Source organism: Streptomyces sp. NPDC058274 (assembly GCF_042881375.1).
Taxonomy (GTDB): domain Bacteria; phylum Actinomycetota; class Actinomycetes; order Streptomycetales; family Streptomycetaceae; genus Streptomyces.
Window position 1 is genome coordinate 453,815 of sequence record NZ_JBHVXW010000004.1, and the last position, 25,030, is coordinate 478,844.

Sequence of the window (25,030 nt, forward strand, 5' to 3'; positions counted from 1 at the left end):
GTCCTCAGCTCACCCGGTGGGTCGGCCGCGGCCGCTCCGGCTCCGTGTCGAGGAACGATTCCGCACTGGCCACGGTCTCCCGGGCCGGCAGCGCGCGGAACACCCACGAGCGGTACGACCAGAACCGGAACAGGGTCGCGATGCCGATGCCGAGCACCTTGAAGACATTGCGCTGCACCGGGCTGTCCCAGCCGAAGCCGTAGATCGCCGCGTACAGCACGCCGTTCTCGATGATCAGGCCCACGAAGCTGAACGCCAGGAACAGCGTGAGCTCCTTCGTCCGGGCGCTCTTGTCGCGGTCGCGGTAGGTGAAGTACCGGAAGCCCACGTAGTTGCAGGCGATGGCGACGACGGTCGCGATCACGTTGGCACGCACGGCCTGCAGGCTCGTGGTGTGCCACAGCAGATTGGAGACTCCGAAGTTCACCACGGTGCCCAGGGCACCCACGGCCCCGAACTTCGCGACCTCCCGTACGAGCAGGTCGAATCGCTCGCGTACCGCGCTGCGGGGCCGGTCGCGCAGCTCCGTGGAACCACTGCCCATCGTGTCGCCAGCCCCCGTCGGTCGGATGCATCAGTCGGATACGTCAACCCAGCCATGCTAACCAGCGGCCCTGCGCGGCGCCCGTGTACAGGGGGACACGCGGGCAAAGACCGGCTCAGGGGCACGCAAAAAGGGGGATCGGGGAAGGTGCGCGGAGCGGCTCGCGGGGCCTGCGGCGACCGGCTCGGAGGGACGGAATCCAGCCGCCGTGGCGCGGCCGATACTCTTGGAGGGTGACGTTCCCGGTAATCGGCATGGTCGGCGGGGGGCAGCTCGCTCGTATGACACACGAGGCGGGCATCCCGCTCGGCATCAGGTTCAAGCTCCTCAGTGACACCCCACAGGATTCCGCTGCGCAGGTCGTCGGTGATGTCGTCATCGGCGACTATCGCGACCTCGACACGCTGCGTGACTTCGCACGGGGCTGCGACGTGATCACCTTCGATCACGAACACGTACCCACCGAGCATCTGCGTGCCCTGGAGGCGGACGGCATCCCCGTCCGCCCCGGGCCCGACGCGCTCGTGCACGCCCAGGACAAGGGCGTGATGCGGGCGAAGCTCGTCGAGATCGGCGTGCCGTGCCCGCGGCACCGGATCGTGCGCGACGTCGACGACGTCGCCGCGTTCGCGGCCGAGGGCGACGGGTTCCCCGTGATCCTCAAGACGGTCCGCGGCGGCTACGACGGCAAGGGCGTGTGGTTCGTGCGCTCCGCCGAGGACGCCGCCGCCCCCTTCCGCGCCGGGGTCCCGGTCCTCGCCGAGGAGAAGGTCGACTTCGTACGGGAGCTCGCGGCGAACGTCGTGCGCTCGCCGCACGGACAGGCGGTCGCCTACCCCGTCGTCGAGTCCCAGCAGGTCGACGGCGTCTGCGACACGGTGATCGCGCCCGCGCCCGGTATCGCCGAGACACTGGCGCTCCAGGCCGAGGAACTCGCCCTGCGCATCGCCAAGGAACTCGACGTGGTCGGTCACCTGGCCGTGGAGCTCTTCGAGACCCGCGACGGCCGCATCCTCGTCAACGAACTGGCGATGCGCCCGCACAACTCGGGCCACTGGACCCAGGACGGCGCGATCACCTCCCAGTTCGCCAACCACGTCCGGGCGGTCCTCGACCTCCCGCTGGGCGACCCGCGCCCGCGCGCCCCGTGGACGGTCATGGTGAACGTCCTGGGCGGCGACTTCCCGGACATGTACTCCGCGTACCTGCACTGCATGGCCCGCGACCCCAAGCTCAAGATCCACATGTACGGCAAGGACGTGAAGCCCGGCCGCAAGGTCGGCCACGTCAACACCTACGGCGACGACCTGGACGACGTCCTCGATCGCGCCCGGCACGCAGCCGGCTACCTGAGAGGCACGATCACCGAATGAGCACGTCCCCGCAGTCGCCCGTCGTCGGCATCGTCATGGGATCCGACTCCGACTGGCCCGTCATGGAGGCCGCCGCGCAGGCCCTCGACGAGTTCGAGATCCCCTACGAGGTGGACGTGGTCTCCGCGCACCGGATGCCGCGCGAGATGATCGCGTACGGCGAGCAGGCCGCGGAGCGCGGACTCAAGGCGATCATCGCGGGCGCGGGCGGCGCGGCCCACCTGCCCGGCATGCTCGCCTCCGTCACCCCGCTGCCGGTCATCGGCGTGCCGGTCCCGCTGAAGTACCTCGACGGCATGGACTCGCTGCTGTCCATCGTGCAGATGCCCGCGGGCGTCCCCGTCGCGACCGTCTCCGTCGGCGGCGCGCGCAACGCGGGCCTGCTGGCCGCCCGTATCCTCGCCGTCCACGACGAGGAACTCCTCGCCCGGATCCGGGAGTTCCAGCAGGAGCTGAACGACCAGGCCACCGAGAAGGGCAAGCGACTGCGCACCAAGGTCGAGGGCGCGGCCGGCGGCTTCGGCTTCGGTTCCGGGAAGTGACGCGCATGTCCTCCCTCGGTCCCGCCCGCGAACTCCTCGCCGAGTTCCCCGTCGTCGACGGTCACAACGACCTGCCCTGGGCGCTGCGGGAGCAGGTCCGCTACGACCTCGACGCCCGCGACATCGCCGCCGACCAGAGCGCGCACCTGCACACCGACCTGGCGCGGCTGCGCGCGGGCGGCGTCGGCGCGCAGTACTGGTCGGTGTACGTGCGCTCGGATCTGCCGGACGCGCTCACCGCGACACTCGAACAGATCGACTGCGTACGGCAGTTGATCGAGCGTCACCCGGCCGGCCTGCGCGCCGCGCTGACCGCGGCGGACATGGAGGCGGCGCGCGCGGAGGGCCGTATCGCCTCACTGATGGGCGCGGAGGGCGGTCACTCGATCGACAACTCCCTCGGCGCGCTGCGGGGGTTGTACGCGCTGGGCGTCCGCTACATGACGCTCACCCACAACGACAACATCTCCTGGGCGGACTCGGCGACCGACGTCCCGGCCGTGGGCGGCCTGTCGGCCTTCGGCCGCGCGGTCGTGCGGGAGATGAACCGCGAGGGCATGCTCGTGGACCTCTCGCACGTGGCCGCCACGACGATGCGGGACGCGCTCGACACCACCGCCGCGCCGGTGATCTTCTCCCACTCCTCCTCGCGCGCGGTGTGCGACCACCCGCGCAACATCCCGGACGACGTCCTGGAGCGGCTGCCCGCCAACGGGGGAGTGGCGATGGTGACGTTCGTACCGAAGTTCGTCCTCCAGGCGGCGGTCGACTGGACGGCGGCGGCCGACGAGAACATGCGCATGCACGGCTTCCACCACCTTGCCACCACCGCCGAGGCGATGAAGGTCCACCGCGCCTTCGAGGAGTCGCACCCGCGCCCCGTCGCCACGGTCTCCACGGTCGCCGACCACCTGGACCACATGCGCGAGGTGGCCGGCGTCGACCACCTCGGCATCGGCGGCGACTACGACGGGACGGCGTTCACCCCCGAAGGCCTCGATGACGTCTCCGGCTATCCGAACCTGATCGCCGAACTGCTGGACCGCGGCTGGTCGAAGGCCGACCTGGCCAAGCTGACCTGGCAGAACGCGGTACGGGTGCTGGGCGCCGCGGAGGACGTGGCCCGGGGTCTCCGGGCGACCCGGGGGCCGTCGAACGCGACACCGGAGCAACTGGACGGCTAGGGCCTGACCGGCGGATCTTGCGGGTCCGTCCTCATGGCCTGCCGCGTGATCCGCCGGACAGATCCTGAACCGGCGGGCATACCCCCGAACGCCCCACCCACCAGGAAGCCCCCGGGGCTCCGTGCGACGGTGACCGTACTGCGATCTCGTTGACGTACGGAGCCCCGCCATGGCAGACCTGCAGGACGAACTGCACACCACCGCCGAGGTGGGCGGACTCGAAGGCCCCGCCGCAGCCGTGCGGCGGGCCGGCCCGGAGCTCCGTACGGAGGAGGCAGCCGCTGCCTCCGGCACCCTGGAGCGCGCGCACGCCTTCCTGGCCACACACCCCGTCGCCGACGGCTACAGCGGGCTGCCCTGGGCGCTGCGCCACCTGCCCTGGTACGACCTGGAGCTGGGCGAGAGCGCCGTCGACACGGATGTGCCACGGCTGCGGGAAGGCCATGTGGGCGCGCTGTTCTGGTCGCTGCATCTGCCCGAGGGCCTCGCGGGCGACCGGGCCATCGGCGCGACCCTGGAGCAGCTGGACCTGGTGAAGACGGTGGTCCAGGTGCATCCCGAGGGGCTGCGGCTCGCCTTCAGCGCGGGCCAGATCACCGACGCCCGCAACTGCGGCCGTATCGCCGTCCTGCTCGGCCCCGCCGGTGCCCCCGCGCTCGGTGACTCCCTCGGCATCCTGCGCGCCCTGCACTCGCTCGGGCTGCGCCTCCTCACGCTCTCCGGCACGTCCTGGGCGAGCCCGACGGGCCTGACCCGGTTCGGTGAGGAGGTCGTCCGCGAGCTGAACCGGCTCGGCGTGCTCCCCGACCTCTCCGGCGCCTCCGACGCCACGATCCACCGCACCCTCGCGGTCTCCAAGGCCCCGGTCGTCTTCACCCGCTCCGCGGCCCGCACCCTGCGCCCCCACCCCAGCAACCTGCCGGACGACGTCCTCGCCGAACTGGGCGTCGCCCACGGCCTGTGCCTGGTGCCGCTCACGGCCGAGCAGACCGGCCCGTCGGTGCGCGACGTCGCCGACCACCTCGACCACATCCGCGCCATCGCGGGCCCGGAGTGCGTCGGCCTGTCGGGGACGTACGACTCCGGGACCGCGCATCCGCAGGATCTGGCCGACGCGTCCTGCTATCCGCACCTGATCGCGGAACTCCTCGACCGCGGCTGGCCCGAGTCCGATCTAGCCCTGCTGACCTGGGGCAATGTCCAGCGAGTGCTGCGCAGCGCGGACTTCACGGCCCGTGCCGCCCAGCAGCGCCGCGAACCGTCCACGGCCAAGATCGCCGAGCTGGACAGCTGACGACGGACCCGCTCGGCAGGGCCTAGGAGTGTTCGATCCGGCAGAGGCAGAAGGGATGCCCCGCCGGATCCGCGTACACCCGCCAGTCCCGCTTGCCGCCGTCGTCGTCCAGGTCGAGCGGCCGGGCGCCGAGGGCCAGGACCTTCTCCTGGGCCGCCTCCAGCGCCTCCCAGGTGCTGCCGGCGTCGAAGTCGAGATGGAACTGCTGCGAGTTGCTGTCCGCACTCGGCCAGTCCGGCGGCGCGTACCCCGGCGCCTGCTGGAAACAGATCCGATGGCCGCCGGGGGCTTCGAGCGTGACCCAGGTGTCGTCCTCCGCAGCGACCGTGCCGCCCAGGACGCCGGCGTAGAAGTCCGCGAGCGCGCGCGGGTCGGGGCAGTCGAGTACGACGGAACGCATCTTGACGACGGGTGCCATGTCTTCTCCTTGTGAGGGGGCCCGGCCGGTGCCGGCTTCGGACGCCGCCGCCCCGGGCGCGCGGCGGCTCTGCTGCCTCAGCAGGCGCAGAGGCAGAACGGGTGCCCCGCGGGGTCCGCGTACACACGGAACGTGCGGGTGTGGTCGGCCGCGTCCAGTGCCGTGGCGCCGAGCGCGAGCACGTCCCGCTCGGCCGCGTCGAGGTCCTCGACGGTCAGATCCAGGTGGAACTGCTGCGAGTCGTCGGCCGCCGGCCACTTCGGCGGTACGTGTCCGGGGGCGGCCTGGAAAGCCAGCGTCGCGCCGCCGGGCACCTTCAGGTCGACCCACCTGCCCTCGCCCTCGACCGTGCCGCCGAGGATGCCGGCGTAGAAGTCGGCGAGGGCGCGCGGGTCGGGACAGTCCAGGACGACGGCACCCAGGTGGGCGAGAGCCATGACTTCCTCCTGTGTCTGCGGAACAGCGTCCGCTGAAGGGGTTACCGGTAGAAGGGCTCAACCGGCAACGGTTACCTCATGCTCCCGCAAAGGCGGTAACGTCGCAAGCATGAATGACAGAGCGCCCGCACCCGGTGGCCTGGCTCTGGTCCAGGCGCTGGTCAACACGCTCGACATCGAGGGGAACGTCGACGCCCTGGACACGGCGGACGGACGGGCCCGCTTCGGCCTCGCGGCGGCGGACGTGGCGGACGCACGCGAACTGCGCGAGTCGCTGCGCGCGGTGTGCCTGGCCCACGCGGGCCATCCCCCGCACCGCGAAGTGACCCCGCTGGGACGGCTGTTGGCGCGGGCACCGTTGGTGGTGACGGTGGACACCGAGGGCGGCGCGGCGGCCCTCGCGCCGGCGAGCGGGGAAGCGCTCCTCGCGTCCGCGAGCGGGGACGCGGCCCTCGCACCCGCTTCCGGAGACACCGTGGGGGCCGCCCCCGCTTCGGGGGAGGCTGCGGGGTCCGCGCCTGCTTCGGGGGAGGCTGCGGGGTCCGCCCCTGCTTCGGGGGAGGCTGCGGGGTCCGCGCCTGCTTCGGGGGAGGCTGCGGGGTCCGCGCCTGCTTCGGGGGAGGCTGCCGGGCCTGCCCTCGTTTCCGGAGACGTCGCGGGGCCCGAGTCGCTCACCGCACGTGTGGCCGTCGCGGTCGCCGAGGCCCTCGTCGCGGGCACCTGGCTGCGTCTGAAGGCCTGCGAGGCCCCGACCTGCCTCTGGGCCTACTACGACCGCAGCCCGGCCGGCCGCGGCCGCTGGTGCTCGATGTCGGTCTGCGGAGCCCGCGCGAAGATGCGCCGCTACCGCGCGAAGTGACGCCTCCGGGCCACCTCGCCGGAGCGGAGGGAGAGCGGTGGGAGAATGCGCGTGGACGCCGGTCCGGCCGACTGAGCCTCGGCCGGACCGGCGTCCGCCTTGCGTGCGGTGCCGGTAGCTCTGCTCCTGTGCCGGGCCGGCTGCTGTGCCATGGCCCGTTCTGCTGCCGTGCGTGCCGTGCGTGCCGTTCTGCTGCCGTGCCGTGCCGTGCCGTGCCGTGCGGGTGGAAGTGGCCTCCCGGAGAACCGGGACTAGGCCGTGGGACGGCCCATCGCGCGGTACGTCCAGCCGGCCCGGCGCCACAGCTCCGGGTCGAGGGCGTTGCGGCCGTCGAGGAGTACGCGGGCCGTGACCGCCTCGCCCAGCGCCGCCGGGTCCAGCTCGCGGAACTCGCGCCACTCGGTGAGGTGCAGGACGACATCGGCGCCGCGCACAGCCTCCACCGCGGAGTCGGCGTACCCGAGCGTCGGGAAGAGCCGGCGCGCGTTCTGCATGCCCTTCGGGTCGTAGACGGTGACCTGGCCGCCCTGGAGGTGGATCTGCCCGGCCACGTTCAGCGCCGGCGAATCGCGTACGTCGTCCGAGTCGGGCTTGAACGTCGCGCCGAGGACGGCGACCCGCTTGCCGAGGAAGGACCCGCCGCCGAGCGCCTCGCGCGCCAGCTCCACCATCTGACCGCGCTGGCGCATGTTGATGGAGTCGATCTCGCGCAGGAAGGTGAGCGCCTGGTCGGCACCCAGCTCACCGGCCCGGGCCATGAAGGCGCGGATGTCCTTGGGCAGACAGCCGCCGCCGAAGCCGATGCCGGCCCGCAGGAACTTCCTTCCGATCCGGTCGTCGTGCCCGATCGCCTCGGCCAGCTTGGCGACATCGCCGCCGGCGGCCTCGCAGACCTCGGCCATGGCGTTGATGAACGAGATCTTGGTGGCCAGGAAGGAGTTCGCCGAGGTCTTCACCAGCTCGGCGGTCGGGAAGTCGGTCACCACGAAGGGCGAGCCCCCGGCCACCGGCGTGGTGTACACCTCGCGCAGCAGCTTCTCGGCGCGCTCGCTGCGTACGCCGACGACGATGCGGTCGGGGTGCAGCGTGTCCTTCACGGCGAAGCCCTCGCGCAGGAACTCCGGGTTCCAGGCGAGCTCGGCGTCCTCACCCGCGGGCGCCAGCTCGGTCAGCGTGCGGGCCAGCCGGTCCGCCGAGCCGACCGGCACCGTGGACTTGCCGACCACGAGGGCAGGGCCCTTCAGATGCGGGGCGAGGGACGCGAAGGCGGCATCGACGTACGACATGTCGCACGCGTACTCGCCGTGCTTCTGCGGGGTGTTGACGCAGACGAAGTGGACGTCGCCGAAGTCCGCGACCTCGGCCCAGTCCATGGTGAAGCGCAGCCGCCCGCTGGATCCCTCGATGCCCGCGACATGCTTGCGCAGCAGCTCCTCGAGACCGGGCTCGTACATCGGGACCTCGCCCCGCTGGAGCATCTCGATCTTCTCCGGCACCACGTCGAGACCGAGAACCTCGAAGCCGAGCTCGGCCATGGCCGCGGCGTGGGTCGCGCCGAGATAGCCGGTGCCGATCACGGTGATCTTGAGGGCCATGGGTGCTCCTGGGTTCAGCGGCCGTGGGTGCGGTGCCCGAGCATAGTCGGGGCTTGACGGCCCCCTTCACCGGGCACTTTCCCCCTTGTCCCGACCTCTGTCGCCAAGCTCACGTATCCCTCCCGTGAGCGGCCCCCTAAAATTTGGGTTACTTAACGGTAATTAGCGTCTTTGGAGCGTGAGAGACCTTGGCCGGATCGGCTGATTTCGACCTGTACCGCCCGTCCGAGGAGCACGACATGCTCCGTGACGCGATCCGTTCGCTGGCCGAGGCGAAGATCGCGCCGTACGCGGCCGTGGTGGACGAGGAAGCCCGTTTCCCGCAGGAGGCCCTGGACGCTCTGGTCTCCTCCGACCTGCACGCCGTGCACGTACCCGAGTCGTACGGCGGCGCGGGCGCGGACGCGCTGGCCACGGTCATCGTGATCGAGGAGGTGGCCCGCGTCTGCGCGTCGTCGTCCCTGATCCCCGCGGTGAACAAGCTGGGCTCGCTCCCGGTGATCCTCTCCGGCTCCGAGGACCTGAAGAAGAAGTACCTCGGCCCGCTCGCCAAGGGCGACGGCATGTTCTCGTACTGCCTCTCCGAGCCGGACGCGGGCTCGGACGCGGCGGGCATGAAGACGAAGGCGGTCCGTGACGGCGCCTTCTACGTCCTCAACGGCGTGAAGCGCTGGATCACCAACGCCGGCGTCTCCGAGTACTACACGGTGATGGCGGTCACCGACCCGACCAAGCGCTCCAAGGGCATCTCGGCCTTCGTCGTCGAGAAGTCGGACCCCGGCGTCTCCTTCGGCGCCCCGGAGAAGAAGCTCGGCATCAAGGGCTCGCCGACCCGCGAGGTCTACCTCGACAACGTGCGCATCCCTGCGGACCGCATCATCGGCGAGGAGGGCACGGGCTTCGCCACCGCGATGAAGACCCTGGACCACACCCGCATCACCATCGCCGCGCAGGCCCTCGGCATCGCCCAGGGCGCCCTCGACTACGCCAAGGGCTATGTCCAGGAGCGCAAGCAGTTCGGCAAGCCGATCGGCGACTTCCAGGGCATCCAGTTCATGCTCGCCGACATGGCCATGAAGATCGAGGCCGCGCGGCAGCTGACGTACGCGGCGGCCGCCAAGTCCGAGCGCGGCGACCGCGACCTCACCTTCCAGGGCGCCGCGGCCAAGTGCTTCGCCTCGGACGTCGCCATGGAGGTCACCACGGACGCCGTCCAGCTCCTCGGCGGCTACGGCTACACCCGCGACTACCCGGTCGAGCGCATGATGCGCGACGCCAAGATCACCCAGATTTATGAAGGCACGAACCAAGTCCAGCGGATCGTGATGGCGCGCAACCTGCCGTAGTCCGCCGCCTTACGGCCGAAGGGCCCCGCCGGTGCGTCCGGCGGGGCCCTTCGTGTGCGGTGCGGCTCAGTTGCCCGAGACCGTCACCTTGTCGTCGTTCTTCAGCTCGTTCACCAGGGTCTTGACCTTGGCCTTGTCCCAGACGAGGTTGCCGCCGGTGGAGCCGGAGATCGGCATGTTCATGGACTTGCCGTCGCCGCCGCTGACACTCTTCATGGCCCAGAACATGTCACCCAGGTCCAGCAGCCCCATGTCCTTGTCGACGACCAGGGTGTCCAGACCCGCGCTCATCGTCGGGTAGAGCTTGAAGGGGTTCAGGATCGTGCTCGGCGTCGCGACCTGGTTGGCCAGCGCCGACAGGAACTTCTGCTGGTTCTTCGTACGGTCCAGGTCGCTGCCCGCGAGCGCGTACCGGGTCCGTACGAACGCCAGCGCCTGCTCGCCGTTCAGGGTCTGCTTGCCCGCGTCGAAGTCGGCGCCGGACTTGGTGTCCTTCATGCCGCCCTTGGGGATGTCGATCTCGACGCCGCCCACCGAGTCGACGATGTTCGCGAAGCCCGCGAAGCCGATCTCCACGTAGTGGTCGATGTGCAGGCCGGTGTTGTACTCGACCGTGCGCACCAGCAGCTCGGGCCCGTCCTCCGCGTACGCCGCGTTCAGCTTCACGTGCCGGCCCGTGCCCGGGTACGTCTTGCCGCTGTCGGAGCCCTTGAAGGTGGGGATCTCGACGTCGGAGTCGCGGGGGAGGGAGACCAGGGTGTCGCCGTTGCTCCCGGTGTGCAGGATCATCATCGAGTCCGTGCGCTTGCCCTCGGCGGACCCGGTGTGGAGCTTCTTCTTCTCCTCGGCGGACATGCCGGCGCGGCTGTCCGAGCCGACGATCAGGTAGTTCGTGCCCGCTCCCGACTCCGGCCGGTCGATCACCTTGGAGAGATCGACGTCACGGTGGAGCTTGGAGTCGGCCCAGAAGTACGTGCCGACGGAGACCACGATCAGCAGGGTGACCAGCGTGAGCGCGGTCCACTTGATCCGCCGGCGCCAGTTCGGCGCGGGGCGTGGGCCCCGGCCGCCGGGACCGCCCGGTCCCTGCGGGCCGCCGCCGTAGACCTGGCCGGTGTTGTATCCGCTGTCGTAGCCGTCGTCGTACCCCTGTCCGTCGACGTACGACGGCTGCTGCGGTACTCCGCTGTACGGCGGCGCCGACGGGCCCGGACCGGGCGTCGCCGGGTCACGCCGGACCTGCCGCATCACGCGGGCGCTCTCCGGCTGTGCGCCGGCGCTGCCGGCGCCGTACCGGTTGCTCCGCCTGTCATCCCGCCCGTCGGGCCAATCGCTCATGCCGCCAGTGTGCAGTGCCCGGCTATGTGCCTTACAAGGGTCGAAGGAAAATAGGACCAGTGCTGTTGCGAAGCTGACACAAAATGACCGCGGCATAAGGTGGAGGTCATGACAGATCAGGCCGTCGTTCCGGAATCAGATGCTCCGGAAGACATTCCGGGCAAACCGACCTCCGCGTCCCGGACCACGCTCAGCCACATCATGACCCACAACGACACCAACCTTCTGGGTACGGTGCACGGCGGCGTGATCATGAAACTGGTCGACGATGCGGCAGGCGCCGTCGCGGGGCGGCACTCCGGTGGGCCCGCTGTCACCGCGTCCATGGACGAGATGGCCTTCCTGGAGCCGGTCCGCGTGGGCGACCTCGTCCATGTGAAGGCCCAGGTCAACTGGACCGGGCGGACCTCCATGGAGGTCGGTGTCCGCGTCCTCGCGGAGCGCTGGAACGAGTCCGCTCCGGCCACCCAGGTCGGCTCCGCCTACCTCGTCTTCGCCGCCGTCGACGCCGACGGGAAGCCGCGGCGGGTGCCGCCGGTGCTTCCGGAGACCGAGCGGGACGAGCGGCGGTACCAGGAGGCGCAGATCCGTCGCACCCACCGGCTCGCCCGGCGGCGGGCGATCATGGAGCTCCGGGAGAAGCGGGCGGCTGAGGGGCTGGACGACTAGGCTGTCGCCCACTTTGCCGGTGACTCGGGCGCTGGTGCGACTGTCCTCCGGTATGGCCGACCCCCTGGTGTGACCGTCCCCGGGGGCTGCCGCCCCCAGACCCCCGCTTCGGCCTGGACGGCCTCGTCCTCAAGCGCCGGACGGGCTGTGGGGGCCTGGGCGGGCTCGTCGGGCAGGCGGGCTGTGGGGGCCTGGGCGGGCTCGTCGGCAAGCGGACGGGCTGTGGGGGCCTGGGTGGGCTCGTCAAGCGGGCCCGACCGGCTGGGCTCAGAGGGGGTGGCCCCTTCCCAGGGGCTTACGGGCACACCACCTGGTCGCCCGTCACCACGCCGAACTCGCCCTGGTACGGGTCGGCCGCCTTCACTCGGCGGACGCCCTTGTAGTCGGCGCCGGCGATCACCTTGAGGGTGGGGCCCTGGTCCTTCACGGCGCGGAGTTCGCAGCCGGGCAGGGCGGTGGCGAGGGACTTGGCTGAGCGGTCCCAGCGGGGGTCGTAGGCGACGACGGTGCGGCGGGCGGTCCGGTCGGCGGCATCCGTGGGGAGGCGGGTGGTGAGGAAGCCGGTGGCGGCGAGCGAGGCGTCGACGCGGCCGCCGAGCCCCTCGGTGGGCGTCGCGTTCTCCACCTGGACCCGGATCTGCTGCGGGGCGACGTCGACCCGCAGCGCCTTGCTCTTCTTCTTGTGCCGGGCGAGCGGCTGGTCGTCGCGCAGGGCCCGGAAGAGCTTCTGCGCCTTCGGCTCGTCCCACTTCAGGGTCTCGCCGATGCCCTTCACCATGAAGGCCATCTGTCCGATCGGCACGGTGGTGAACTCGGACGAGGAGGGCGAGAAGTTCCGCATCGCCCGCCCCAGGTCGAGGAGTTCGTCCGTGCCGAACCCCTTGTCCGCGCGGACCGAGCCGAGCACGGCGTGGGTGACGTCACGGAACTTCATCGGGTTCAGCAGCACCCCGGACGAGGTCGCCCGCTCGATCAGCGCCGCGAGGAAACGCTGCTGACGCTGCATCCGGCCGAGGTCGGAGGCGCTGTCGACGTGCCGGGAGCGCACGTACTGCAGGGCCTCGCCGCCGTTGAGCTGGTGCGAGCCGGCCGGCAGGTCCAGGCCGGTGTACGCGTCCTTCATCGGCTCCGCGGTGCAGATCTCCACGCCGCCGAGCACGTCGACCGTCTTCATGAAGCTGGTGAAGTCGACCTCCAGATAGTGGTCGATCTTGACGTGGGTCATGTTCTCGACGGTGCGCACGGTCAGCTGGGGGCCGCCCTCCGCGTACGCCGCGTTCAGCTTCACCGGGTGCGGGCCGTGCCGCTTGCCGGTGGTCTGGTCGGTGTGCGCGGGCGTCTCGGCGTACGAGTCGCGCGGCAGGCTCACGACGCTGGCCCGCTCCCGGTCCTCCGAGATGTGCACGATCATGATCGTGTCCGTGCAGTGGCAGGGGGCGCCGCCCAGCCGGTACTTCTGCCGTTCCGCCTCCGTGATCTTGTCGCGGCCGTCGGTGCCGACGAGCAGGACGTTCATCCCGTTGCCCGCCTCGGGACGGTTCTTCATGTCCTTGAAGGGGTCGACCCGGGCGATGTCGGCGTCGAGGCTGGTGACCACCGCGTGTCCGATGCCGGCGGAGGCGAGGACCACCACGGAGAGCGTGGTGACCATCCGCATGGCCCAGCGCGGCTTCTTCGGCCGCAGGGGCGGCCGCCGGGATCCGGGCGGTTGCGGACGGCGGGCAGGGGGAGCTGGGGAGCGGGGCGGCGTGGGCACGGGGGACACCTCCGCGTAGGCCGGGCGTGGGGATCCGTGAGCACCGTAGGCCCATACGATCTGCGGCCCGGCCCCATAGCGCCGGCGGCGCGCGACCGTGTCCCCCATTCGCGGTAACGTGACGTCCGATGAGCGAGAAGTCTGACGTGCGAGCCCCCGCTGTTTCTGTGATCATGCCCGTCCTCAACGAGGAGCGGCATCTGCGCGGGGCCGTCCAAGCGATCCTGGCGCAGGAGTACGACGGCGAGATGGAGGTGGTCATCGCCATCGGTCCGTCCTCGGACCGTACGGACGAGATCGCCGCCGAGCTCGTACGGGAGGACCCGCGCGTCCACACCGTGCCGAACCCGACCGGCCGCACCCCCGCCGCGCTGAACGCCGCGATCAAGGCGTCCCGGCATCCCGTCGTCGTACGCGTCGACGGGCACGGGATGCTGTCGCCGAACTACATCGCGACCGCCGTACGCCTCCTCGCGGAGACCGGCGCGCAGAACGTCGGCGGGATCATGCACGCCGAGGGCGAGAACGACTGGGAGCACGCCGTCGCCGCCGCGATGACGTCGAAGATCGGTGTCGGCAACGCCGCCTTCCACACGGGCGGCGAGGCCGGTCCCGCGGAGACCGTCTATCTCGGTGTCTTCCGGCGCGAGGCCCTGGAACAGCAGGGCGGCTACAACGAGGAGTTCATCCGCGCCCAGGACTGGGAGCTGAACTTCCGGATCCGCGAGGCGGGCGGACTGATCTGGTTCTCGCCCGAGCTGCGGGTGTCCTACCGGCCGCGCCCCTCGATGCGCGCGCTCGCCAAGCAGTACAAGGACTACGGGCGCTGGCGCCATGTCGTCGCCCGCTACCACGAGGGCTCCATCAACCTGCGCTACCTCGCCCCGCCGACCGCGGTGTGCGCGATAGTCGCGGGTGTCGTGGTCGGCCTCGCGCTGACGCCCTGGGGCCTGGTGGTTCCCGGTGGCTATCTCGCGGCCATCGCGCTCGGCTCGGTGCCGGCGGGCAAGGGCCTGCCGCTGAAGGCGCGGCTGCAGATCCCGCTCGCCCTCGCCACCATGCACATGTCGTGGGGCTGGGGTTACCTCACCAGCCCGAGGGCGCTGGCGAAGCGGGTCATCGCCTCGCGCCGCCCGGCGGTACGCAGCTCCAACTGAATCCCGTCGTACGCCAGTTGGGCCCCTCTCCGGCGGAGAGGGGCCCAACTGCCGTTGTGCGCGGGCCCGCCTACCAGGTGTAGTCCGGGTCGACGTGCATGCACGCCTCGGTGTCCGAACCGTTGAGGGCATCGGCAGACTTCGGCGTCTTGTCGTTGTCCTCCGGCGGGGTGTAGGTGTTGCCCTCCCGCCAGTCGGCGCCGACCACCAGCGTGACGCCGGAGACGTTCGTCGACTTCTCCACCGCGCTGAAGGGGACGCCGAGGGACTTGGCGATCCGCTGCGCGTCACCTTCCAGGTCGGCGCTCGGATAGCGGATGACCGTCTCGTCCTCGGTGAGCGCCGTCGTCGAGTCGGCCGTCGCGGTGGTGAAGCCCTTGCCCACGAGCAGCTGCGCCACCGCGCTCGCCCGTCCGCTCACCGGCGCCAGCGTGCTGGTCCGGGTGCCGTTCTGCACCTGCACCGCGATGCTGTCGTCCGCCGCGGCCGGGTCCGACGACGCCTTGTCCTCGGTCTTCTTCTTGCTGTCCTTGCCGTCCAGCGCGATGTCCTCGCGCACCAGCCGGAAGAGCTTCTCCGCGTCCGTCGGCTTGGGCAGCACCCGGTTGCCGTCGGAGGAGTACACCCACGGCATGGTGGTCATGGTGATGCGCTTCGTCGGGACCTTCTTCAGCTCGTTGCTGAGGTCGTAGAGGTTCTTCACCGTGCCCAGACCGTCGTCGACGGTGAGCGCGTCGGTGGCCGTCTCGGCGAGCTTGCGCAGCTTGTTCGGGTTGCTCAGCGTGGCGTTCGCGCGCAGCTGGCGGACCATCGAGTTCATGTACTGGTGCTGGGCCTTGGTCCGGCCTATGTCGGAGCCGTCCTCGAAGCCGTACCGCGTCCGCAGCCACTGCAGGGCCTGCTTGCCCTTGATGGACGTGGTGCCCTCCTTCAGCTTCAGGCCCGAGCCGTGGCCGGAGGAGGTGTGGGAGTAGACGTTGGCGTCCACGCAGACCGGGACACCGCCGATGGCGTCGGCCATCGACACCACCCCCGCGAAGTCGACCATCATGAAGTGGTCGATGTGGATGTCGGTGAGCTTCTCCCAGGTGGCGACCGTGCAGCCGGGGCCGCCGCGGCGCAGCGAGTCGTTCGTCATCGTGAGCAGAGTGCTGGCCGCGTACGTCTCCTTGGAGTCCGGGTCGGTGCACTTGGGGATCTGCAGCAGCGTGTCGCGCGGCATGCTGACCACCGACATGTTGGTGCGGTCCGCAGAGAGGTGCAGCAGCATCTGGACGTCCGCGCGTGCGTCCCCGCCGAAGGTGTCCTTGGCGCCGCCGAGCTTCTGGTTCTCCTCGGAGTCCCGTGCGTCGGAGCCGATCAGCAGGATGTTCAGCGGGGTCTGGCCCGCCGCGTTCGGCTTGGACTCGGCGGCCCTGTCCTTGGCGTCGCCGATGTTCAGGTGGTCCTTCTTGATGTTGGCGTTCAGGTGCTGGTAGTAGAGATAACCGGCACCCGCGGTGCCGAGTATCAGTACCGCCAGAACCGTCGCCGACCAGCGCAGCGCGCGGCGTCTGCGGCGCGGGCGTGCTCCGCCGCCGCGGCGCCCGCCGCCGCCGTGCCGGCCGCGGCCCTGCGGTTCGGGCTGTGGCCCGTCGTCGCTCTCCTGACCGTTCTCCGGGGCCGGCCCGCCGTCCCCGCCGGTCCGGCGGCCGTCCTCCCGCGCCGCACGGCCCTTCCGCCGAGCCGGATCGCCGTCCCGTCGAGCCGGATCCCCGTCCGGTTGAGTCGGATCGCCGTTCTCGTCGTACAGACTGTCGTCCCAGCCCAGTTCACCGGCGTGCCGGACACGTGGTCGAGCCCCCTCACCACGCACACTGCTCCGCGCCATCTCCCTGCCCCTCCCCACCCCGCGCCTGACAAACGGGTCCGTCCCGCGTCCCTTTGGACGCGCGAGCGCCCATGTTGGTTGGACGCCTGCGTCCTGTTAGACGCTCGACAGACCCGTCAGGTCATCAACTGGCGCACTCTTGCTTGTCCGCCGTGGACTTCTGGATCCCCTCCGGTGCCTTCGAGGGCGCCGTCAGCGGCACCCCGGCACCCTTGAAGTCCTTGCCCAGAGTCAGCACGATCGCGGGCAGACCCTGAGCGTTCTTCTCGCTCTTGCCGGGCTTCAGCGCGGACCCCGGCAACCCCATGATGTCCGCCAGCTTGCGTGCCTGATCGGCCTGGTCGGGAGAGTACTCCAGGGTCGTCTTGCTGAGGGTTTCGTCAGCGTTTCCGAGCTGGCTCGACTTGAGCACGCCCTCATCATTCTGCAGCCAGTTAAGAGTTTCCTGTGCGGAGCCGGCCTGGGCGCCGCCGTTGTAGATGTCGACGCGGATGTCGGAGGCGGCGGACTTCGAGCCCTTGAGGCGGGCGGCGTCCTCGGCCTTCTCCTTCTTTTCCTTCTGCTTCACCTCGGTCAGCGAGGTGTCGCTCTTGATCATCTCGAACAGCGGGTCCGCCTGGGCCGGGTTGACGACGACCGTCGCCTTCACCTTCTCGGCGGGGTTGTCGAGCACCGGCAGCGTGGTGAAGGTGATGTTCTTCGGCGGGACCTTCTTCAGCTCCAGCGCCACGTCCTTGAGCGTGCTCACATTGCCGATGCCGGTGTCGACGGTGAGCGCCTTGGTGGCGGCCTCGGCCAGCTTCAGCAGCTTGCTCGGGCTCGTCAGGGTGTTGCTGGAGGCCATCTTCCGCATGAGTGAACCCAGGAACTGCTGCTGCACCTTGATGCGGTCGAGGTCGCCCTCATTGCCGAAGCTGTGCCGGGTGCGGACGAAGGCCAGCGCCTGCTCGCCCTCGACCGTGGACTTGCCGGCGGGCAGCTTGAGGTGCGACTCCTTGTCGTCGACGGCGTGGGCCACACAGACCTCGACGCCGCCCACCGCGGTGGTCAGCGTCTTGACCGCGTTGAAGTCCGCCATCATGAAGTGGTCGGGCGCGATGCCGGTGAGTTCCTTGACCGTGAGCATGGTGCAGCCGGCGTTGCGGTCCTCCTGGCCGAGGCTCGTGTTGAAGCGGACGCCGTCCGTGCCCGGGACCACCTTCTCGGTGCCGTCGGCCTGCTTGACCGGGCAGTCCGGGATGTCGGTGATCAGGTCACGCGGGATGCTCAACGCGGTCGCGTTGGAACGGTCCTTGGCCACGTGCAGCAGGATGTTGGTGTCGGCGTGACCGACGCTGTTCTTGTCGCCGTAGCCCTCGTTGCCCGCACCGGTGCGCTTGTCCGTGCCGATGATCAGGATGTTGAAGGCCTCGTCCTTGCTGAAGCCCTTCTTGCCCGCGCTGCCGACGTCCGTCGTGTTGACGTTGCCCTCTAGGTGCTTGATGTAGAGGTAGGCCGCCGCCGAGACCGCGACCAGCACGAAGGCCATCGTGCCGCCGGTCCACAGCAGTATTTTCTTGGCCTTCGACTTCTTGGACTTCTTCGGCTGCGTCCGCGACCGGCGCCGGCCGGGCGGCGGCTCGGCGGGCGCACCACGGCGCCTGCGCGGTCCGGGCACCGTGTCGGGTGCGGGAGACTCACGCGGCTCCCGGCCCGGCGCGGTGCGCGTGCGAGCCGATCCACCGGAGGACGTCCTGCGCGGTCTGGGGACTCCTGATTGCGGTGCGGAAGGAGTCAGTCGCAGTTCGTATTCACCGGTGGTCGGGTTGAGTACCCACTGGTCTGCGGGGTCGATGTCGTCCGCCCGCCCACGGCCTTGCGCGTCCACGGTTGTCTGAATCCTCCGTCGGGGCCACGCGGCGCCCTTTTTCCCCCTCCAAAAAGGCGCTCGGGTCTCGGTCATGCAGTGCGCGACCCCAGGACTGACCTCGTGGCCGGGTGCACCGGATCGCTCACACTATCCGCCCAGTTCAGCGTGGAGCGACGACGGTGACAAATTCCACTTCCCTACAACTGGGCAATCCGCCCCATTTCTTGGGACTGGAGTTCCCCGGCTTGGTGCGCGCTTTACCCGCAGCCGTCCTCGGCGGCCGTGTTGCCGCGGAAAGTGGGCGTCGGATCGGGGGCGTCGACGGGTACGTCCGGCCGTTTTCTCCCCGGCTTCCCGTCGTCGTACGAGCCCTCTTCGCCGTCGTACGCGTCGTCGCCGGAGGAGTCGTACGAGGAGTCGTACGACTCCTCGTCACCGCCCTCGTACGAGTTCTTCTTGTTCCGGGATGCCTCATTACTGCTCTTCGTGGCGGAATCCTCCGGAACGTTCTTCACGACCTCCAGCGGCGCGTCCGAGCGCAGCCGCGCGAACAGTCTGTCGGCGTCCGGCTCCACGAGCTGGTCGCGATTGGCGTTGTAGACGTACGACGTCCGGGGCACCGTCAGGAACTGCACCCGGTCGGTGGGGATGTCCCGCATGCCGCGCACCAGCTGGTACAGCCCGCGCAGATTCGCCAGGTCGGGGTCCGTGGTGAGCGACGAGGTGGCGGCGTCGAGCACCGGATAGAGCTTCGTGGGGTTGAGCAGGACGTCGTTGCTCTGCACCTTGTTGACCAGCGCCCCCAGGAACCGCTGCTGCCGGTCCATCCGGTCGGTGTCGCTGCCGTCGCCGATGCTCTTGCGGGCGCGTACGTAGCCGAGCGCCTGCTCGCCGTTGAGGCGCACCTTCCCCGCGGGCAGCTTCAGCTTGGCCGCCTTGTCGTCGATCGGCTCCTTCAGGCACACCTGGACACCGTCGACCGCGTCGACCATCTCCTTGAACCCGTGGAAGTCCACGACCATGTGGTGGTCGACGCGGACGTTCGTGAGCTTCTCGACGGTACGGATCGTGCAGGCCGAACCCCCCGTCTCGTAGGCGGAGTTGAACATCGTGAAGACCGCGTCGGTCCGGGTGCCGTCCGGGCGGCGGCAGCTGGGCACGTCCACCATCAGGTCGCGCGGCAGTGAGACGGCGGTCGCGCTGCGCCGGTCGGCGGCCAGATGCAGCAGGATCGTGGTGTCGGAGCGCTCGGTGCCGGAGTCCCGCCCGTACTCGGCGTTGCCGTCGCCGGAGCGCGAGTCCGACCCGATCAGCAGGATGTTCTGCGCACCGCGCACCAGCGCCGTGGGCCGCTCCTTGTCGTAGCGCGCCAGCTCGGCGGCGGTGTCGTTGTCCGCCGTGATGTTCGCGTTCAGCTTCTCGTAGACCGCCCAGCCGGCCCCCGCGGCACCGACGACCGCGACGACGACGCCGATCGCCGCGTAGCGCAGCCAGCGCCGCCGACGACGTATGAGCCCGGCACCTGTGGGGGACGCCCCCACCCCGGGTCCCAGCGTGGCCGCCGCCTCAGGCGCGTCGTCGTCCGGACGTCCGGAGGGCGTGCCTGCCGTGTCGGTCACTTCTGGATCCACCCCTCCTGGCGTACGAGCGTGGTGCGTGACGTGCTCTTACGACCATCGCCCGGGCGGCGCCGGGGGGCCCGTGGGCGGGGGGTGGCTGTGGGCCGAACGGGCGACGGCGGGCGCTTGCGGAGCGGCCTGGCGCGGGGTGACCGGAGCCGGCCCGCCGGGAGGTGTCGCGCGGCCGGGCGCCCCGGATTTCGTGGGTGGGCGGGGCTTTCTGGTGCCCGGCGGCGTGCGGGGTTGCCCGGGAGGGGCCGTCGCGCGGTCGGACGACCCCGGCTGCCGCGGGCGGGCGGCGCTCCCCGGGGGCCGGTGCTCGCCCGGAGGGCTACCGCGCCGTCGCCGTCACCCGCTCGCTCTCGATCCGCTTCGCCAGGGCGTCCTCGCCCAGCTGGTCGAGGTTGCGGCACAGCACCACCGACCCGCCGGCCGCCAGCGGCGCGTACAGCCCGGCGCTCAGCCCCTCCCAGGTGTCGTACGGCAGCGCGGACAGGATCCGTGAGCCCGGTCCCGTCAGATCGAGCGCGGGCGCGCCGCCGCGGGCCCGCTCGATGACCTCGGCGCTGGTGTACTCGGCCCCGGCCACGATCAGCGCGGGCTCCTCGGGATCCACGGGCGCGTACGGCTGGAAGCGGTCGCCCTGGCTCGGTACCTCGACGGCGTAGTCGGCGTAGCCGGCCGGCGGCGTCGGGAAACGGCGTCCGAGGGGCGCGAGCGAGAGCGCGATCCGCTCGCCGGAGCAGGCGAGACCGGCCTCGAACTCGCCGGGCCCCGCGACCACGTGGTCCGCGGCGGCCGGGTCGCCCCCGACGTCCGCGACGGCGCCCACCGAGGAACACGCGAGGAGCCACACCGCCGTCTGCCAGTGCGCGGGCAGCAGCAGCGCGACCCGGTCGCCGGGCTCGGCGGAGAGCTCGCCCTGGAGCAGATTGGCGGTCTTGGCCACCCAATTGGCGAAGGTGGCCACGGACAGTTCGACGCGTTCGCCCGTGGCGTCGTCGTAGAAGGTCACCAGGGGGCGCGCGGGGTCCGCGGCGAGCGCGGATCGCAGCAGGTCGGCAGGGGTGCGGTCGGTGGCGGTCACGCGGGCAAGCGTACGCGGGGGCGCCGGGCGCGTCCGAGCTGACGGGTCGCCGGATCGGACGAGTGGGGCCGACGGCCCGTCAATTCCCCGATGGACAGATATGTATGACTATGTCCACGATCCTTGGCATGCGTGGATTTCTTGCTTCCTCGATCGGTGTCACGTGTGCGGCGGCCCTGGCCCTTCCGGGCGCCCTGCCTGCTTCGGCCTCCGTGCCCGGGGGGCGGACGGCTTCCGCCTTCCTGGCGGACGAGGCGTCGTCCCCGGCCGGGACGCGCGCTGCCTCCAACGCGTCCAAGGCCTCCGGTGCCGCGAACGCCGCCAACGCCGCCGCGGCGGAAGCGGCCGTCCCCGGCAGTACCCAGTCCCTCCCGCTCGCCCCGCTCACCCGCGACCGCGCCATCGGATCCGCCGCGTCCGAACAGGGCGTGACCCGTCGGGACGTACGGCCGTTCTCGCTCGTCGGCGTCATCTGGGACGACCCGGACACCGAGCTGCGCGGCCGGGTCCAGGTCCGTACCCGGTCCGCGGGCGGCAACCGCTGGTCCGGCTGGCAGGACGTCGAGACGCACAACCACGAACACGCGGCCGACCCCGACACCGCCGAGCGCGACTCGGGCCGGGTGCGCGGGGCCACGGCGCCGCTGTGGGTGGGCAACTCGAACGGCGTCGAGGTGCGGGTGCAGGCGGAGACGGACGACCGGTCCACCTCCGCCGACGACTCGCCGCTCCCCAGGGGGCTGCACCTCGAACTCGTCGACCCCGGCGCGGGACCCTCCACGCGCGCCCCCATGGAGGCGCCGCGCGCGGGCGCGCAGGCCGAAGAAAGCGCCGCTGCGTCCGCCGCCAACGCCGATCTCGCGCCCCTGGGCGCCGCCGAGATCCCCGCGCTCTCCAAGGAGCGGACCGAGGAGGAGTTCCTCGCCACGCAAGGGGCGCGGGACGCGGGGAGCGCGCCGGGCGCGGCGCAGGGGAGTGAGCAGCGCGCGGTGGGGAGCGCACGGCGCGTACAGCAGGAGAGCGAGCGGCGCGCGCAGCCGTACATCGGCCCGCGCCCGCGCATCGTCACGCGCCGGGGCTGGGGAGCGAACGAGAGCCTCCGTGAGCGGGGCTTCATCTACACGGGGAAGGTCAAGGCGGCCTTCGTGCACCACACCGCGTCGGGCAACAAGTACAGCTGTTCCCAGGCCCCTTCGGTCATCCGCAGTATCTACCGCTACCACGTCAAGAGCAGCGGCTGGCGGGACATCGGCTACAACTTCCTCGTCGACAAGTGCGGCACCATCTACGAGGGCCGCGCCGGGGGCGTGGCGAAGCCCGTGATGGGCGCCCACACCCTCGGGTTCAACACCAACAGCATGGGGATCGCCGTCCTCGGCAGCTTCGGCTCCGCGAAGCCGACCGCCGCGGCGGTGAAGGCCATCGCGAGGCTCACGGCCTGGAAGCTGGGCTTGTTCGGCGCCAATCCGCGCGGCAAGACATACCTGAAGTCCGGTGGTGGCAATCTCTACCGAAAAGGAAAGAACGTACGACTGAATGTGATCTCCGGCCATCGGGACGGATTCGCCACCGAGTGTCCGGGACGCCGTCTCTACAGCAAGCTCGGCACGGCCCGTTCCACGGCGGCCCGCTACCAGGGCCGATGAGGACCGGTGACACCGCACGTCGATGGAAACGGCCGTCGGATCGGCCGTCGAACGGTCTGCATACACTGGCCGGCCGAAACTCAGTTCGGCCGGCCCCAGCAGGAAGCAGAGACGACAGGTGACAGAAGCGATCCTCCTGGTCGGCGGCAGAGGCACCCGACTGCGCCCGCTCACCGTGCACACCCCCAAGCCGATGGTTCCGGCGGCCGGGGTCCCGTTCCTCACGCACCAGCTGGCGCGGGCGAGGGCGGCGGGCGTGGAGCACATCGTCCTGGCGACCTCGTACCTGGCCGAGGTCTTCGAGCCGTACTTCGGTGACGGCTCGGCGCTGGGTCTCCACATCGAGTACGTCACCGAGGACGAGCCCCTCGGCACCGGCGGCGCCATCCGCAACGTGGCCTCGCGCCTGCACTCGGGCCCGGACGAGCCGGTGCTCATCTTCAACGGCGACATCCTCACCGGCCTGGACATCCCCGCTCTCGTCCGCACCCACGAGACCTGCGGCGCGGACGTCTCCCTGCACCTCACCCGGGTCGAGGACCCTCGGGCGTACGGCCTGGTCCCGACCGATTCCTCGGGTCGCGTGACCGCCTTCCTGGAGAAGCCGCAGACCCCGGAGGAGATCGTCACCGACCAGATCAACGCGGGGGCGTACGTCTTCCGCCGCTCGGTCATCGACACGATCCCCGCGGGCCGCCCGGTCTCGGTGGAACGCGAGACGTTCCCGGAGCTGCTCGCCACGGGCGCCCACCTCCAGGGCATGGTCGACTCCACGTACTGGCTCGACCTGGGCACCCCGCAGGCCTTCGTCCGCGGCTCCGCGGACCTCGTCCTCGGCCGCGCCCCCTCCCCGGCCGTCCCCGGCCGCTGCGGCGACCGCCTCGTCCTCCCCACGGCCACGGTCGCCCCCGACGCCAAACTCACCGGCGGCACGGTGGTGGGCGAGGGCGCGTACGTCGGCGAGGGCGCCCGTATCGCCGGCAGCACGATCCTCGAGGGTGCCGTGGTGGAACCCGGCGCCGTCATCACCGACTCCCTCGTCGGCGCCCGCGCCCGCATCGGCCGGCGCTCGATCCTCACCGGCGCGGTCATCGGGGACGCCGCCCTCATCGGCCCGGACAACGAACTGCGCGCAGGCGTCCGCGTGTGGTGCGACGCCCGCATCCCGGCGGGCGCGGTCCGGTTCTCCTCGGACCAGTAGCCGCGCCACACTCGCGCCGGAGGGGCTGGGTTTCAGCCCGTCCGGCGTTTGAGGACGAGCGCGCAGCGCGATACGGGGGTCTGGGGGCGGAGCCCCCGGACACGGGACGGGCAGGGGCGGAGGGGGCGAAAACCGCACTGGCTTCCGCACTGGCTTCCGCAGGGGCGCCGGGGCCGGCCACCGCTCCCGGCTAGAGCCGCCCGATGTCCCATCGAGGCATCTTCGGCACCCGCCGCGGCGGCGTACGCCCACCCAGCAGAATGAACCGCGCCGCCCGATGCCGCTGCCCGGCATACGGCTCCAGCAGCGCCAGCATCACCGCGTCGTCCGCATCGCGGTCGCCCGCCAGCGAGTACCCGACGATCCCGGGCAGGTGCACGTCTCCGACCGTCACCGAATCCGCGGCCCCATGACTGCGCTGCACGACCTCGGCGGAGGTCCAGGGCCCGATCCCGGACACCAGCTCCAGCCGGGCCTGAGCCCGCACGGGGTCGAAGGCGACGGCCTCCTCCAGCCGCGGAGCCACCCGCACCGCCCGCAGGATCGTCGACGCCCGCTTGTTGTCGACCCCGGCCCGGTGCCACTCCCAGGAGGGAATCAGCGCCCAGGTCCGCGGAGCCGGCATGACATGCATCCGCCCGTCCACGGGACCCGGCGCCGGCTCCCCGAACTTCCGTACGAGCAAGCGCCAGGCCCGGTACGCCTCGTCCGTGGTGACCTTCTGTTCGAGGATCGACGGAATCAGGGACTCCAGGACCAGGCCGGTCCGGGTCAGCCGCAGTCCGGGGCGCCGGTGCTGCGCCACCGCCACCAGCCGGTGCCGTGGTGCGAAGGCGCTCGGGTCGTCCAGCGCCCCGAGCAGCGCCGGGAGTTGCTCCAGCAGCCACTCGGCCCCGGGCCCCCACGCCGTCGCCTCGACGGCCCCGCCCCGCGCCGCGACCCGCAGCGTTCCGGGCCCGGCGGGTGTACGGCTGGCCCGCCACACGGACCCGTCCGGCGTCGTACGGAAGGTCGGGTCGCCCGGCCCCCGGCGCAGCGGTCCGAGCACGAGTCCGAGGTCGAGCGGGCCCTCGGGCACCCAGGTCCGCCGCCGCCCGGGCGCGACCGCAGGCCGTGGCACACCTCCGGGCACACCCCTCGGCGCACCTTCCGGCACGCCTCCGGGCACGGCGACATGCCCGCCGCGCACGGTCGTACGCGTCGGCCGGGGAGCGAAACGTCCAGCCACGGATGGGGTCCTAGGGGG

20 protein-coding genes and 2 pseudogenes are annotated in these 25,030 nt (G+C 71.1%); 11 read left to right on the forward strand and 11 right to left on the reverse strand.

Annotated elements, in window-relative coordinates; translation table 11 throughout:
- Window positions 1–4: 4 nt before the first annotated feature.
- Window positions 5–544 (reverse strand): GtrA family protein, encoded by a 540-nt coding sequence (locus tag ACFVYF_RS11870; RefSeq protein ID WP_389454597.1) that lies wholly within the window; start codon window positions 542–544, stop codon window positions 5–7.
- A 233-nt stretch (window positions 545–777) separates the two neighbouring features.
- Here ACFVYF_RS11870 and ACFVYF_RS11875 point away from each other — a divergent pair, with 233 nt between their 5' ends.
- The 4 genes from ACFVYF_RS11875 (at window position 778) to ACFVYF_RS11890 (ending at window position 4,937) form a co-directional block, all read left to right on the forward strand.
- On the forward strand, window positions 778–1,917 hold the full coding sequence (locus ACFVYF_RS11875) for a 5-(carboxyamino)imidazole ribonucleotide synthase (RefSeq protein ID WP_389454600.1): 1,140 nt from the start codon (window positions 778–780) through the stop codon (window positions 1,915–1,917).
- Complete coding sequence (purE, locus tag ACFVYF_RS11880) at window positions 1,914–2,459, forward strand: 5-(carboxyamino)imidazole ribonucleotide mutase (RefSeq protein ID WP_389454603.1); 546 nt, start codon at window positions 1,914–1,916, stop codon at window positions 2,457–2,459. The genes ACFVYF_RS11875 and purE overlap by 4 nt, the downstream gene beginning before the upstream one ends.
- Before the next feature lie 5 nt (window positions 2,460–2,464).
- Window positions 2,465–3,643 (forward strand): dipeptidase, encoded by a 1,179-nt coding sequence (locus tag ACFVYF_RS11885; protein WP_389454606.1) that lies wholly within the window; start codon window positions 2,465–2,467, stop codon window positions 3,641–3,643.
- Between the two features lie 169 nt (window positions 3,644–3,812).
- The gene (locus ACFVYF_RS11890; RefSeq protein ID WP_389454609.1) at window positions 3,813–4,937 is read left to right on the forward strand and encodes a dipeptidase; all 1,125 of its coding nucleotides are present in this window, start codon (window positions 3,813–3,815) and stop codon (window positions 4,935–4,937) included.
- A gap of 22 nt (window positions 4,938–4,959) precedes the next feature.
- On the opposite strand, the gene ACFVYF_RS11895 is transcribed toward ACFVYF_RS11890, so the two are convergent.
- Together ACFVYF_RS11895 and ACFVYF_RS11900 are read right to left on the reverse strand one after the other, a co-directional pair.
- Window positions 4,960–5,355 carry a VOC family protein gene (locus tag ACFVYF_RS11895; protein ID WP_389454612.1) on the reverse strand — a complete coding sequence of 132 codons (396 nt, stop codon included), beginning with the start codon at window positions 5,353–5,355 and terminating at the stop codon, window positions 4,960–4,962.
- Between the two features lie 77 nt (window positions 5,356–5,432).
- Window positions 5,433–5,792 carry a VOC family protein gene (locus tag ACFVYF_RS11900; protein ID WP_389454615.1) on the reverse strand — a complete coding sequence of 120 codons (360 nt, stop codon included), beginning with the start codon at window positions 5,790–5,792 and terminating at the stop codon, window positions 5,433–5,435.
- A gap of 109 nt (window positions 5,793–5,901) precedes the next feature.
- On the opposite strand from ACFVYF_RS11900, the pseudogene ACFVYF_RS11905 reads away from it, so the two are divergent.
- Window positions 5,902–6,204: pseudogene (locus tag ACFVYF_RS11905) on the forward strand (ABATE domain-containing protein); the annotation flags it as partial.
- 249 nt (window positions 6,205–6,453) lie between these two features.
- Window positions 6,454–6,651: pseudogene (locus tag ACFVYF_RS11910) on the forward strand (CGNR zinc finger domain-containing protein); the annotation flags it as partial.
- 251 nt (window positions 6,652–6,902) lie between these two features.
- Here the strand turns inward: ACFVYF_RS11910 and ACFVYF_RS11915 are convergent.
- A complete protein-coding gene (locus ACFVYF_RS11915; protein WP_389454618.1) occupies window positions 6,903–8,246 on the reverse strand; it encodes a UDP-glucose dehydrogenase family protein in 1,344 nt (447 codons plus the stop codon).
- Window positions 8,247–8,434: 188 nt separating this feature from the next.
- On the opposite strand from ACFVYF_RS11915, the gene ACFVYF_RS11920 reads away from it, so the two are divergent.
- Window positions 8,435–9,592: an acyl-CoA dehydrogenase gene (locus tag ACFVYF_RS11920; RefSeq protein ID WP_389454621.1), complete on the forward strand. Its 1,158-nt coding sequence runs from the start codon at window positions 8,435–8,437 to the stop codon at window positions 9,590–9,592.
- Window positions 9,593–9,658: 66 nt separating this feature from the next.
- Here ACFVYF_RS11920 and ACFVYF_RS11925 read toward each other — a convergent pair whose 3' ends face one another.
- Entirely contained in the window at window positions 9,659–10,930 is a 1,272-nt protein-coding gene (locus tag ACFVYF_RS11925) for an LCP family protein (protein ID WP_389454624.1), read from the reverse strand.
- A gap of 108 nt (window positions 10,931–11,038) precedes the next feature.
- Between ACFVYF_RS11925 and ACFVYF_RS11930 the strand changes: the two genes are divergently transcribed.
- Window positions 11,039–11,599 (forward strand): acyl-CoA thioesterase, encoded by a 561-nt coding sequence (locus ACFVYF_RS11930; RefSeq protein WP_389454628.1) that lies wholly within the window; start codon window positions 11,039–11,041, stop codon window positions 11,597–11,599.
- A 295-nt stretch (window positions 11,600–11,894) separates the two neighbouring features.
- Here ACFVYF_RS11930 and ACFVYF_RS11935 read toward each other — a convergent pair whose 3' ends face one another.
- Window positions 11,895–13,256, reverse strand: a complete 1,362-nt coding sequence (locus tag ACFVYF_RS11935) for an LCP family protein (RefSeq protein ID WP_389454631.1) — start codon at window positions 13,254–13,256, stop codon at window positions 11,895–11,897.
- A gap of 227 nt (window positions 13,257–13,483) precedes the next feature.
- On the opposite strand from ACFVYF_RS11935, the gene ACFVYF_RS11940 reads away from it, so the two are divergent.
- A complete protein-coding gene (locus ACFVYF_RS11940; protein ID WP_389454634.1) occupies window positions 13,484–14,512 on the forward strand; it encodes a glycosyltransferase family 2 protein in 1,029 nt (342 codons plus the stop codon).
- Window positions 14,513–14,582: 70 nt separating this feature from the next.
- On the opposite strand, the gene ACFVYF_RS11945 is transcribed toward ACFVYF_RS11940, so the two are convergent.
- The 4 genes from ACFVYF_RS11945 to ACFVYF_RS11960 all read right to left on the reverse strand — a co-directional run bounded on the left by ACFVYF_RS11945 (window position 14,583) and on the right by ACFVYF_RS11960 (window position 20,937).
- Window positions 14,583–16,382: an LCP family protein gene (locus tag ACFVYF_RS11945; protein WP_389454637.1), complete on the reverse strand. Its 1,800-nt coding sequence runs from the start codon at window positions 16,380–16,382 to the stop codon at window positions 14,583–14,585.
- A gap of 124 nt (window positions 16,383–16,506) precedes the next feature.
- Window positions 16,507–18,249: an LCP family protein gene (locus tag ACFVYF_RS11950; RefSeq protein ID WP_389454640.1), complete on the reverse strand. Its 1,743-nt coding sequence runs from the start codon at window positions 18,247–18,249 to the stop codon at window positions 16,507–16,509.
- Window positions 18,250–18,488: 239 nt separating this feature from the next.
- Window positions 18,489–19,850: an LCP family protein gene (locus tag ACFVYF_RS11955; protein WP_389454643.1), complete on the reverse strand. Its 1,362-nt coding sequence runs from the start codon at window positions 19,848–19,850 to the stop codon at window positions 18,489–18,491.
- A gap of 331 nt (window positions 19,851–20,181) precedes the next feature.
- Window positions 20,182–20,937, reverse strand: coding sequence for a TIGR03089 family protein (locus ACFVYF_RS11960; RefSeq protein WP_389454646.1), 756 nt, complete (start codon window positions 20,935–20,937; stop codon window positions 20,182–20,184).
- 110 nt (window positions 20,938–21,047) lie between these two features.
- Here ACFVYF_RS11960 and ACFVYF_RS11965 point away from each other — a divergent pair, with 110 nt between their 5' ends.
- On the forward strand, window positions 21,048–22,583 hold the full coding sequence (locus ACFVYF_RS11965) for a peptidoglycan recognition protein (RefSeq protein ID WP_389454741.1): 1,536 nt from the start codon (window positions 21,048–21,050) through the stop codon (window positions 22,581–22,583).
- Window positions 22,584–22,701: 118 nt separating this feature from the next.
- Window positions 22,702–23,784 (forward strand): sugar phosphate nucleotidyltransferase, encoded by a 1,083-nt coding sequence (locus tag ACFVYF_RS11970; protein ID WP_389454649.1) that lies wholly within the window; start codon window positions 22,702–22,704, stop codon window positions 23,782–23,784.
- Window positions 23,785–23,974: 190 nt separating this feature from the next.
- Here the strand turns inward: ACFVYF_RS11970 and ACFVYF_RS11975 are convergent, their stop codons facing one another.
- Window positions 23,975–25,012, reverse strand: a complete 1,038-nt coding sequence (locus ACFVYF_RS11975) for a DNA-3-methyladenine glycosylase family protein (protein ID WP_389454657.1) — start codon at window positions 25,010–25,012, stop codon at window positions 23,975–23,977.
- Window positions 25,013–25,030 lie beyond the last annotated feature (18 nt).

What these genes read in the sequence shown, in the direction of transcription:
- ACFVYF_RS11870 (WP_389454597.1), bottom strand. Translation starts at nt 544, where the DNA reads ATGGGCAGTGGTTCCACGGAGCTGCGCGACCGGCCCCGCAGCGCGGTA.
- purE (WP_389454603.1), top strand. Translation starts at nt 1,914, where the DNA reads ATGAGCACGTCCCCGCAGTCGCCCGTCGTCGGCATCGTCATGGGATCC.
- ACFVYF_RS11885 (WP_389454606.1), top strand. Translation starts at nt 2,465, where the DNA reads ATGTCCTCCCTCGGTCCCGCCCGCGAACTCCTCGCCGAGTTCCCCGTC.
- ACFVYF_RS11890 (WP_389454609.1), top strand. Translation starts at nt 3,813, where the DNA reads ATGGCAGACCTGCAGGACGAACTGCACACCACCGCCGAGGTGGGCGGA.
- ACFVYF_RS11895 (WP_389454612.1), bottom strand. Translation starts at nt 5,355, where the DNA reads ATGGCACCCGTCGTCAAGATGCGTTCCGTCGTACTCGACTGCCCCGAC.
- ACFVYF_RS11900 (WP_389454615.1), bottom strand. Translation starts at nt 5,792, where the DNA reads ATGGCTCTCGCCCACCTGGGTGCCGTCGTCCTGGACTGTCCCGACCCG.
- ACFVYF_RS11915 (WP_389454618.1), bottom strand. Translation starts at nt 8,246, where the DNA reads ATGGCCCTCAAGATCACCGTGATCGGCACCGGCTATCTCGGCGCGACC.
- ACFVYF_RS11925 (WP_389454624.1), bottom strand. Translation starts at nt 10,930, where the DNA reads ATGAGCGATTGGCCCGACGGGCGGGATGACAGGCGGAGCAACCGGTAC.
- ACFVYF_RS11930 (WP_389454628.1), top strand. Translation starts at nt 11,039, where the DNA reads ATGACAGATCAGGCCGTCGTTCCGGAATCAGATGCTCCGGAAGACATT.
- ACFVYF_RS11935 (WP_389454631.1), bottom strand. Translation starts at nt 13,256, where the DNA reads ATGCGGATGGTCACCACGCTCTCCGTGGTGGTCCTCGCCTCCGCCGGC.
- ACFVYF_RS11940 (WP_389454634.1), top strand. Translation starts at nt 13,484, where the DNA reads ATGAGCGAGAAGTCTGACGTGCGAGCCCCCGCTGTTTCTGTGATCATG.
- ACFVYF_RS11945 (WP_389454637.1), bottom strand. Translation starts at nt 16,382, where the DNA reads ATGGCGCGGAGCAGTGTGCGTGGTGAGGGGGCTCGACCACGTGTCCGG.
- ACFVYF_RS11965 (WP_389454741.1), top strand. Translation starts at nt 21,048, where the DNA reads ATGTCCACGATCCTTGGCATGCGTGGATTTCTTGCTTCCTCGATCGGT.